This is a genomic window from Brachyspira pulli (genome assembly GCF_036997785.1).
Taxonomy (GTDB): domain Bacteria; phylum Spirochaetota; class Brachyspiria; order Brachyspirales; family Brachyspiraceae; genus Brachyspira; species Brachyspira pulli.
Map to the genome: position 1 here is coordinate 1 of NZ_JAWLQI010000084.1, position 11,541 is coordinate 11,541.

General features: G+C 27.3%; 10 protein-coding genes. 4 read left to right on the top strand and 6 right to left on the bottom strand.

Annotation, left to right across the window (positions count from 1 at the left end; genetic code table 11):
- Positions 1–456: 456 nt before the first annotated feature.
- The 5 genes from R4K56_RS13580 to R4K56_RS13600 all read right to left on the bottom strand — a co-directional run bounded on the left by R4K56_RS13580 (position 457) and on the right by R4K56_RS13600 (position 5,893).
- Positions 457–1,590, bottom strand: coding sequence for a 1-propanol dehydrogenase PduQ (locus tag R4K56_RS13580; protein ID WP_335772948.1), 1,134 nt, complete (start codon positions 1,588–1,590; stop codon positions 457–459).
- A gap of 210 nt (positions 1,591–1,800) precedes the next feature.
- Positions 1,801–3,786 carry a TonB-dependent receptor plug domain-containing protein gene (locus R4K56_RS13585; RefSeq protein ID WP_335772947.1) on the bottom strand — a complete coding sequence of 662 codons (1,986 nt, stop codon included), beginning with the start codon at positions 3,784–3,786 and terminating at the stop codon, positions 1,801–1,803.
- Positions 3,787–3,868: 82 nt separating this feature from the next.
- Positions 3,869–4,423, bottom strand: a complete 555-nt coding sequence (locus R4K56_RS13590) for a hypothetical protein (protein ID WP_335772946.1) — start codon at positions 4,421–4,423, stop codon at positions 3,869–3,871.
- Positions 4,424–4,829: 406 nt separating this feature from the next.
- Positions 4,830–5,387: a hypothetical protein gene (locus tag R4K56_RS13595; protein ID WP_335772945.1), complete on the bottom strand. Its 558-nt coding sequence runs from the start codon at positions 5,385–5,387 to the stop codon at positions 4,830–4,832.
- A gap of 23 nt (positions 5,388–5,410) precedes the next feature.
- On the bottom strand, positions 5,411–5,893 hold the full coding sequence (locus tag R4K56_RS13600; RefSeq protein ID WP_335772944.1) for a hypothetical protein: 483 nt from the start codon (positions 5,891–5,893) through the stop codon (positions 5,411–5,413).
- Between the two features lie 447 nt (positions 5,894–6,340).
- Here R4K56_RS13600 and R4K56_RS13605 point away from each other — a divergent pair, with 447 nt between their 5' ends.
- The 3 genes from R4K56_RS13605 (at position 6,341) to R4K56_RS13615 (ending at position 9,196) form a co-directional block, all read left to right on the top strand.
- A complete protein-coding gene (locus tag R4K56_RS13605) occupies positions 6,341–7,312 on the top strand; it encodes an ABC transporter substrate-binding protein (RefSeq protein WP_335769270.1) in 972 nt (323 codons plus the stop codon).
- 170 nt (positions 7,313–7,482) lie between these two features.
- Positions 7,483–8,388, top strand: a complete 906-nt coding sequence (locus R4K56_RS13610) for an ABC transporter permease (RefSeq protein WP_335758651.1) — start codon at positions 7,483–7,485, stop codon at positions 8,386–8,388.
- Between the two features lie 19 nt (positions 8,389–8,407).
- Positions 8,408–9,196, top strand: coding sequence for an ABC transporter ATP-binding protein (locus R4K56_RS13615; RefSeq protein WP_335758650.1), 789 nt, complete (start codon positions 8,408–8,410; stop codon positions 9,194–9,196).
- A 324-nt stretch (positions 9,197–9,520) separates the two neighbouring features.
- Here the strand turns inward: R4K56_RS13615 and R4K56_RS13620 are convergent, their stop codons facing one another.
- Positions 9,521–10,453 (bottom strand): alpha/beta hydrolase, encoded by a 933-nt coding sequence (locus tag R4K56_RS13620; protein ID WP_335772943.1) that lies wholly within the window; start codon positions 10,451–10,453, stop codon positions 9,521–9,523.
- 468 nt (positions 10,454–10,921) lie between these two features.
- On the opposite strand from R4K56_RS13620, the gene R4K56_RS13625 reads away from it, so the two are divergent.
- A complete protein-coding gene (locus R4K56_RS13625) occupies positions 10,922–11,395 on the top strand; it encodes a tetratricopeptide repeat protein (RefSeq protein ID WP_335769267.1) in 474 nt (157 codons plus the stop codon).
- The last annotated feature ends 146 nt before the right edge of the window (positions 11,396–11,541 follow it).

The following is an 11,541-nucleotide window of genomic DNA, read 5'->3' on the forward strand; positions in this document are numbered from 1 at the left end:
TGACAAACTTAAAAATTTTCAGTATATACTGAAAAATTTAGAGTTTGTCAAAAAATACAATTTTAAATTTATGTTATTTGTGGTGACTAGCCCCACCGCTCTGCATACTTCGTAACCCCACAGTTCTTTTGTGACTGAAAGTAGTGCTTGCGACTAAAAGGAGTACCTTTAGGTATGGTATTGGCACAAAGAACCTATATCATTGACAGGCTCGGATACGCTTAACGAAAGACTGCATTTTTGACACAAATCTTGGTTTTACTTCGCATTTTTAACAAAACTTAATAATATTTCATACTATTAATAAACAAAAATTCCATTTACAAAAAAGTAAAAATTGATAAAATATAGTTATTTAGGTATATATAATTTATTTAATCTATTTCAAAATAAAAAAGACCATTTCTCAGAAATAATCTTCTTTATTTTTAATAATATTTGTATTATTTATTTTTATTATATAAGATTTTTATAAATATTTTTAACATCTTCTAAGCTAGGTTTTACAGGATTAGTCAATAAGCAAACATCTTTCAAAGCATTTGAAGCCATTTCTTCTATAGCATTTTCAAATTCATTTCTATCAATACCATAATCAGTTATCTTATGATTTATTCCTATAGATTTATTTAATTCTAAAATAATAGATTTCAATATTGTAGAAGCTGTTAAATCATCATCAATATTTTTAACATTTAATAATGATACTATTTTTGCATATTTAGAAGCAGATTTTTTACAATGTTTAGCATTATATTCTATAACATAAGGCATTAATATAGCATTAGCCCTTCCATGAGGCTGTCTGAATCTTCCTCCAAGAGCATGTGCCATAGCATGTATCAAGCCTAAACCAGCATTATTAAAAGCTATTCCGGCTATACAAGAAACTTCATGCATAGCTATGCGTGCCTCAATATCTTTTCCATTATTAACTGCTTTAAATATATTGTTCAAAACTCCAAGTATAGCATATTCACTATATGGAATAGTAAATGGGCTTGCATTAATAGAAACATAAGATTCAAAAGCATGAGCCATAACATCCATTCCTGTTTCAGCTGTTATTCTAGGAGGTACAGTCAATGTAAATTGAGGGTCTAATAATGCTATGTCTGGAAGCATTTCATTAGAAACTAGAGGTACTTTTCTATGTGTTTCTTTATCTGTTATTACTGCATAAGAAGTTACCTCAGAACCTGTACCGCTTGTTGTTGGAACTGCTATAAATAAAGGCTTTTTGGCATTTACAGACATCTTTTTATTTACTTCCAAAGCAAAATATATTACAGATTTGGCAGTGTCTATTACAGAACCGCCTCCTATTGCTATTATAGTATCAGATTCAAATTCCAAAATTTTACTTAAACATTTTATTACTATTTCAAAACTTGGATCAGGTTCTATATCAGAGAAGATTTCATAATTTATATTATTCTTTTTTATTAATTCTATTGTTGAATTACAAGCACCAATTTTTAACATATTATTATCTGTAAAAATTGAGATACGTTTAGATTTTGATAAGTCTAATTCTAATAATGCATTATTTCCAGATATTATTTTTGTATTTAGAATGAATTCTATCATAATAACTCCTGATGTATATTATTTCCAGAATTGTATAAGACAATGGTGAAATATAGAGTTTTCTCTATGTAACTAATATTAAGTATATATTTATATGATTAAAAGTCAATAGTATATTGTTAAAATACTGAATTTGTTTCATTTTATTGAAAAAATATCTTAATATGAAATAAAAAAGAACAATATGTTTAATTTTTTGTTTTATTTGTATTAAAAATTGTACCCTATTTCAAATTCCCAAGTAAAAGGCTTAGCAATAGCATAAGTTGAAAGTATAGGAGTTCTATTTAAAATATTTTTAAAATTAATAGAAAATATTAAATGTTCAAACCATATCGAATAGAAAGATATATTAAAATCATGGAAAACTTCTGAATAATATATAGGCTTATACTCAGATAAAGGTCTTGGAGCAGAGTAGGTATAGTATATATTTAAAGATAATGAACTTAATACTTTATGATTAGGTATAAAGTCATATCCTAATAATGCAGTTACAACATGTTCAGGAAGTCCTATTTTAGGCAGCTTGTTTTTACCCATATAAGCAAGCTGATAAGAATAACCTAATTTAGCTTTTATTTTATGATATTTAGCAAAAGGTATACCATATTCTACACTTGGGGTAACTATATGAGAAATTGCTGAATCTACATTTTCAGGTACAGTTGAATACCAAACTATTTTATTTGTGTATACAGTATATGTATATGAAGTTTCTATTTTTAAATTTGTAATTGGTTCTAAAGTAAGTTTAGTGTATATTTGATTGTATTCTTCAGGTTTTAAATTTGGGTTTCCAAAATTATTATAAAATAAATCATTGAATGTAGGTACAGAATAATCATGAGAATATGAAAAATATAAACTGTATCCTTTGTAAAAGTTTAAATTTGCTGCCACATTGTATGCTAAATAATTATTATTTCTGCTGTTGTCAAAATCTTCATGCTGAAATTCATATTTAATACTTGGAAGCAATGAAAATATCGGTGTATTATTATCCCAATATCCGAATGATAATTGAGGTTCATATAATAATGATAAAGAATGTCTTTGAGGTATAAAATTATAATGTTCTTCTACTGCATTTTTATCTTCCATTAAAAAGTCATATCTATATTCAGGAGTTAATTTATTGTATAATGTTATTGTATTTGGTAAAAGTTCGTCCATTCTTGAAAGATTAGCATTTAAAGATATGCCATGTGATTGATAATCTGAAATAGGTTTTCCATATTGATAATACGGTCTGTCTACAAAAGAATCAAATACATAAGATAAATTTACATTATAATCAAGTATATCAGAAAATCCATTGTATGATACAGATGAAGTTAATGTAGTGAATTTAAACCATGAATCGGTTGTATTATCCGGAGGTAATTTATATTTTGATACTGCATCCGAATATGATATATTAACAAATGCTCTTAAATAGTTTTTATTTTCAAAATTATATCTATAATCTAGTGATGAGTTTATAATAAGCTGTTTATTATCTTTGAGATATCCTATTATAGGTTTTCCTGCTTGGTTTGAGAAATCATAGTAATAATCTCCGTCAGTATAATAAGAATCTGCTGTAAAAGTAACAATATGTTTGTTGTCAAAATTTTTAGAGAAAAGTATTGATGGTGTAATAGTATTATATGCACCATAACCAAATGATATCAATAAAATATCTTCTATAGGTGTTTTTGTAGTTATATAAATAGAATTTCCTATAATTTCAATTTTTTCTATCAAGTTTGATGGTATTCTCCTTAAATCAACACCGGCATCAGCATTTCCTTTAGCTGTATTCATAAGAACACCATTAACATATATTTTCATGTTGTCAGCACTTCCGCCTGCAGGTTCAACTGTTTCATTACCCATATAGGAACCTTTATTGACGAATCCCGGCTGATTAGCTAATACTTCCTGAGCATTTTTATATCCTCTTCTTTCAATTTCTTCAGAAGTTATTACATTGCTGTTTATCTTGATAGGATTTTTAGGAATATTTGGAGCAGCTGCAGTGTTGTTTGTTTGATTCGTCTGAACTGCATTAGTAATTTCAACTTGAGAAGTAACCCAAATACCGCCTTTAAGTTCTCTTATAAGGTAAGTCTGGGCATTGATGTTTTGAGCCTTAAAAAATATTGCTGTTATAATAAATAATGCTGTGAAGTAAATATTTAGTTTTTTCATTTTTATATATTAGAAAGTATTTGTATTATTTTATGTAAAAAGGAACGGCTATTAACCGCTCCTTTCTTTAATTATTTTATTTTTATTTAATTTTTATATATCCAAGTGGATTAACTGTATTATTATATTTTGTAAAAGAATCAGGAACTTTATTAGGGTCATTTTCACCATTACCCCAAAATCCTAATTCGTATCCATTTTCATCAATGTATATTAGTCTCCATTGATTTCCCCAAATAAAAGTTTCATCATAGTAAACAGCACCTATGTATTCTTTTCCATTATCTGTAACATTTGTAGCAAATTTAAATCTAGTTCTAACTGTATCCGGATTAGCTGCCTCATAATAATTAGCTTTAGTGTCAGTTTTTCCCCCAATAGTTTTAAAAGTTGTATCTTTATATATAGTTTGATTTGCAAAAGTATTCATCCAATTATTATAGAAATAATCTTTTTTTGTTTGGTCACTCCAAGGTTTTGCCAACATTTCTTCTGATGCTATAAAAGTATATGTTCTCTCTACGTCTGATCCGTTTCCTGAATCATCATTAGTTGGGTTAGTTGGAGTTTTACTACATGATACCGCTAGAATCAATGCAGTTAATAGTGTTAATAAAATTTTGATTTGTTTTTGCATAAAATGCTCCTTTATTTTAATTAAAAGTTATTTAATAAAGGAGTGCATATTTTTAGATAGTGCACTCGCCTGTATGAATGGTATCCGACTTCGTTAATTTTTATAGAATTAAGCTTTACGGTTGCGTGCCAGCGAAGGATTTTCACCTTCATTCCCATATATAAATTATTATTTATACGCATTGTATTATATATTCGAATGTTTTTTTATCAAGCTGTTTTGATAAATAAAGTTCAAAAATATGATATAATTTTCACAAAATGATATTTTTTTATATTAATGTATATGAAAAAATATACTGTTTAATAAAATGTAATAATTATATTTTTTATATAAAAATTACTCTTATTTAAAAATAAAAAGGAACGGCTTTTGACCGCTCCTTTATCTATGAAGTTTTAATAAATTAATAATTTTTTATATATCCGAAAACAAAACCATATTTAACCCATTGAGTATTTTCATCTGGTTTAACAGCTTCATCACTGCCGCCGCCGTACCAAGCTTGTTCAGCACCGTTTTCATCTACTATTATGAGTCTGTAACGTATTTCCTTTCCTACACTTGTTTCATTATCCCAATATATAGCAGCAAGATATTTTTTACTATTATATTCATATACTCCGCACTCTATAAATTTGGTTCTGATATTTGCTGTATCAGCACTGTCATAATAATTAGCATTATTGTCGAAGTTTCCAGCTATAACTTTGTAATCATTTGCTTTATAAACAGTTTGTCCGTTTACTAAATTAAACCATAAATTTTGTAAATTAGCTTTATCAGTTACATCAATTTCAGAAGTTTTACTGCCGTATTGTATAGTATGCACTCCTGAAGTTACTGCTTTTACAGATGATTGAGTATTTTCATTATTATTGTTATCAGGATTAGTCGAAGGATTAGAACATGATACTATTAATGAAAATATTATGATTAATAAATATGATTTTTTTATTTTCATATAAAACCTCTAAAAAGTTTAATTTATTGTACTACATTAAGTTTTGAATAATAAAAATAACCATTAGCCTCGGTAAATTTTGTTTTAGCTTCTTCTAAACTTTCAGCACTGCTATCATATGTGCCATTTCCTAAATCTTTAGAAGCACCAGCAATTTCTATAGTTGTTTCTGTTAAATTTTGAAAAGCGATAGCATAATATTTATTAACTACATTTGGATTATAACTTGGAGCTGTAGTATATTGTCCGTATATTATTCCAGATTTATTATCAGAATTCCAAACAATTTCTTTTATAGCAACAGAATAATTAACTGCAGTTCCTGCCCAATCGTCTACTCTATCAGCTTTAATATCATATCCTCCCTCAAAATTATCATACTGCCATTTTTGCTGAAGCATCTCTTCTTTAGTCTTTGTTGGTGTGTTTGGGTTGTTTTCAGCACATGATACTGCTAGAATCAATGCTGTTAAAAGTGTTAATAAAATTTTGATTTGTTTTTGCATAAATAATGCTCCTTTATTTAAATTTTTTAATTAAAAGCTATTTAATAAAGGAGTGCAGGATTTTTTGGATAGTGCACTCGCCTGTATAAAATGGTATCCGACTTCGTTAATTTTTATTGAATTAAGCTTTACGGTTGCGTGCCAGCGAAGGATTTTCACCCTCATTCCCATATTTTTTATGCTGAAATTATATATAAAAAAATTTTTATATCAACTAAATTTATTATTAAAATATCAAAATATTATACGATTAATTAAAAAAATAAATTTTCTGTTCTAAAAATAAAAATTATGAAACATGATTTATTATGTATTTTAAAATTATTTTAATAAAAATTAATTTGATATAGGTCTTTAGGTATATACCAATTGACATTATTATTATATGTAGTATAATTACTATATATAGTTTTTGAAAAAAAATTTTATAAAAGTAAGGGGTTATTTATGAAGTACATATATTCTTTGTTGATTGCAATGTCAATATTAATTGTTTCTTGTTCTTCAGGAAATACAGGCAATACTTCAAATTCTGAAAATGATTTATTGAAAATAGGAATTTTACAGTTGATAGAGCATGATGCTTTAGATGCTTCATATAGAGGTTTTGTTGATGGTCTTAAAGAAGCTGGTTATGAGGACGGCAAAAATATTACTATAGATTATCAAAATGCTCAAGGCGAACAGGCTAATTGTGTAACTATAGGTCAAAAATTTGTTAATGATAAAAGTGATTTAATACTTGCTATAGCAACACCAGCAGCACAGGCAGTTGCAAATATGACAAAAGATATACCTATACTTGTTACAGCAGTTACAGATCCAGCAGCTGCAAAACTTGTTGCTGATAATGATGCACCTGGAGGAAATGTTACAGGAACTTCAGATTTAACTCCAGTAGATGCACAAATAGAATTATTGAGCCAAATTACTCCTAATTTAAAAACCGTTGGACTTTTATATTGTTCAAGCGAACAGAATTCAGTATTTCAAATGGATATAGCTAAGAAAAAATTAGAGTCTATGGGACTTAAATATATAGATGCTACTGTTACTTCTGCTAATGAGATACAGCAGGTAGTACAAAGTTTAATAGGAAAAGTAGAAGCTATTTACACACCTACTGATAATATGATTGCTGCAGGTATGGCTACAGTAGCTTTAGTTGCTGAGCCTGCTAAAATTCCAGTAGTTTGCGGTGAAGGCGGAATGACTATGTTAGGCGGTACTGCTACTTATGCTATAAGTTATTATGAACTTGGTAAATTAACAGCTACTCAGGCAATTACTATATTAAAAGGTGAAAAACAGCCTGCAGATATGCCTATAGAAACATTAAAAAGTTTTGATTTAGTTGTTAATACTAATATGGTTAATAGTATAGGTATAACAATACCAGAATCTTTATATAATAAGTAATAATTTAAGTTAGTAATTTTAAAGCTATAAATGATCAGCTTATAACTATGTTATCAGCTAATTACAAATAAAAATTGTGGGCGTCTGCTAAGTTTACTTTGCATACACTTGAAGCGAACAATTTTTATTAATAATAATAAGTTTATAAATAGCAATAATAAGAGGATACTATGGAAGGGATTTTATTAGCGATACAAGGAGCAGCATCTCAAGGTATTATTTGGGGTATAATGACTCTTGGTGTTTATATTACTTTTAAGGTTTTAGATTTTCCGGATTTGACTGTTGATGGAAGTTTTGCTTTGGGCGGTGCAGTAAGTGCTATACTTATTTCTAATGGTATGAATCCTTTTATTACTTTGTTGTTTGCTTTTTTGGCTGGTTCTTTAGCCGGATTTGTAACAGGATTTTTAAATACAAAACTTCAAATACCTGGAATATTGGCTGGTATTCTTACAATGATAGCTTTGTATTCTATTAATATTAGAGTTATGGGAAACAGACCTAATATACCGCTTTTGGGAATGGATACTTCTTTAACTATAATTCAAAATATGTTATCATTGAATAAAGTATTATCCGATTTACTTGTAGGTTTTATTTTCTCTGTTATTATTATAGCTATAATGTATTGGTTCTTTGGTACAGAAATGGGCTGTGCTATAAGAGCTACTGGAAATAATGAAAGAATGATTAGAGCATTAGGTGTTGATACTAATGTTATGAAAATAATCGGACTTATGATATCAAATGCTTTAGTTGCTTTATCTGGGGCATTAGTTACTCAAAGTCAGGGATATGCAGATGTAGGTATGGGAACTGGTACAATAGTTATTGGACTTGCATCAGTTATAATAGGTGAGGTTATATTCGGAAATAGATTCTCCTTCTGGTATAAATTAGCATCAGTTGTAATGGGTTCTATAATATACAGAATTATCATTGCTATAGTTCTTCAATTAGGACTTAAAGCTAGTGATTTGAAACTTATTACAGCTATAATAGTTGCTATTGCTCTTTCAGTACCTGTATTAAATAAAAAGGTTGCTAGAGTTGTAGGCGGAAAAAGAAAATAATTAAGGTTGGGAGAGTATTATGTTAGAATTAAAAGAAATTTATAAAACATTCAATAGAGGAACTATTACAGAAAAGAAAGCTATTAAAGGTGTTAATCTAAAACTTAATGACGGAGATTTTGTTACTGTTATAGGCGGAAACGGAGCAGGAAAATCAACACTTCTTAATTTAATTGCTGGAGTTTATGAAGTTGATTACGGTACTATATTAGTTGATGGAGTTGATATTACAGATAAAAAAGAGTATGCCAGAGCAGGTCTTTTTGGAAGAGTTTTCCAAGACCCTATGATTGGTACAGCTTCTAATATGGGTATAGAAGAAAATCTTGCACTTGCAAAAAGGAAAGGTAAAAGAAGAACTTTGAAATGGGGCATAACTAATGCAGAGCGTGAAGAATATGTTGAAAAGTTGAAAAGATTAGATTTAGGACTTGAAACAAGACTTCAATCAAAAGTTGGGCTTTTATCTGGAGGTCAAAGACAGGCTTTAACACTTCTTATGGCTACACTTAAGAAACCTAGACTTTTATTATTAGATGAACATACTGCAGCATTAGACCCTAAAACTGCTAAAAAAGTTTTGGACTTAACGGAAGAAATCATTAGAGAAGATAAACTTACTGCATTTATGGTTACACATAATATTAAAGATGCCATTCATTACGGTAACAGACTTATTATGATGAGTGATGGAAATATTATATATGATGTTTCTGGCGAAGAAAAAAAATCTTTAGAGATATCTGACTTGCTCAATAAATTTGAAACTGCTGATGGTTCATTAAGTGATAAGCTGCTTCTTTCTTAATGATTTTCAAATTTTATATTAAATAATATTTTATTATTGATTGTATTTTTCGTTTTAATATTTTGGTTTTGTTTGAAACTTTGATTTTTTTATACTGAAAATTTTTAAGTTTGTCATTTTTTATTCAACTTTTTCCCGCCGCAAAAAGTTGCAAAAAGTGCAAGGTATAAAATTAATACTAAATCATACTAAAATTGTTTTACATGTAAGATAGGTTATTAATTTAAGCTAAAATATAGTCCTTTTGTTTCTTTTGCGACCGAAGGGAGTGTCTTTTAGGTATGGCATGCTGCGGGAAAAAGAACAATAAAAACATTGACAAAGTTAAAAAAATTTAATATATTTACTTATGAAATTTTTGATTGTGTCCCAATACAAATTTTCATTTGATAATACTGCTTTTATATGTTCGCCGTTTTCTATAATCAATTTTTCTTTTTCAGATGAACATGCATTATAAAGTTTATGAACCATATTACAATTAACTAATGAATCTTTTTCTCCATGTATAAATAGTATTGGAGTTTTTGATTTTGATACTGCATTCTCCAGATTAACATCATCAAATGAAAATCCTAATCTTATTTTTGCCATCAAAGAAGTTAATTCTACTATTGGTAAAAATGAAAATTTATAAGCTAAATCAACTCTTGCTTTTAATTGTTCATAAGCGTTTGAAAATCCAGCATCTTCTATTATTGCCTTAACATTATTTGGTAAATCTTCTGCACTGCTCATCATAATTGCATTTGCTCCCATAGATATTCCGTACAGAATTATTTTTGAATCATTATAATTATCATTTATAAATTTAATCCATGCCAATACATCGAGTCTTTCCAAATATCCAAGTGAATATATTTTTCCTTCGCTTTCTCCATGTGTTCTTAAATCTACTGCTAATATATTAAATCCCATATTATAAAATTTTTCAGCAAAGTATTTCATATATGCTCCTCTTCCTTCATAAGGGTGAACTATTATAACATATACATTGCTTTCATTATTTATAAGATGTGCATGCAATTTTAAATTATCGCTTGAAATAGTATAAACATCTTTTTGTGAGCTTTCAAACCAAATTTTTCTTTTTTCTTTTATGCGTTTCTTTTCTTCATCTTCCTCATTCTTGATTTCTTTTCTTTCAAATAGTTTTTTATTTGTTTTTACGAGAAGTTTATTTACGAAATGATTAGCTATTATTATCAATGATACTATCGCTATTGCTATTACAGAAAATATTATATAAACAATCATTATTAACCTTTATAATTTACTTGCAATGATTATATAATATTTTTTCTTAATTTAAAACAGTTAATAAATTATTTGATTTCATTAAAAAATAACTGACATTTTTTTCATAGAATATATAATTAGTTAATCCTAAAGAAACGTAGGAGGTAATTATGGAAGTCTTGACTTTCATAGCTACAATTATTGATATCGTGACTCTTATCGTAATTGTGGTTAAGCTAATAAGAATTAAAAAATATTTTTTATTAGTTATGAAAGGGAGTTGAGTTTCACGAACTTTGATCCTGACTTCCATAGTTAATATTATACATATTATGAAGGAGTTGTCAATATGTTAACAACTGTAAATGCAATATTATCTGTAGTATCTTTGTCGCTTAATATAGTAGTATTAGTTATTTTATTAAAAAGAAATCATAATAATGGATAATAAAAATATAAATTTAATAGAAATAAAGGATTACTAGTATGGAAGAATATGATAACTTGTTTAAAGAAGCTGAAGACCTATTTAAAAATAAAAAATATGAAGATGCTATAGGAAAATATGAAAAATCTTTAGAGTATTTATCTAAATATAAGGATACTTATGATGTTTATAAAGGTGACAGAGCATGTTGTTTAGGAAATATTGCTAAGTGTTATTTTGCTTTAAATAAACTTCATGAATCAATAAGTTATTTTGAACAAAGTATTGATCTATATCCTCATTTAGATTTGATATATGATTTTATATTTATATGTTATCAGAAAATTAACTATAATATTGAATATTATTCTAGAATTATACTTTTTTATTCTAAAAAAATATTAGATCTTATAAATAATGAACAACGTATAGATGATGGTGATTATAAAGAAGGAGTTAAAAAAATTATTCGAGACTTATCAGATCAATATAATAATAAGGAAGCTAAAGAATTATTACAATCTATAGAATAATTATTATTTTAATTAAATAAAATTGTATTATTTATTTTTATTATGTAATATAATGATATTTATAAAATTTTATGATTTTTTAATTTAATGTTAATATTAACTTGCTTATAAGTATATACCTAAGCAACTATATTTTGTCAATTTTC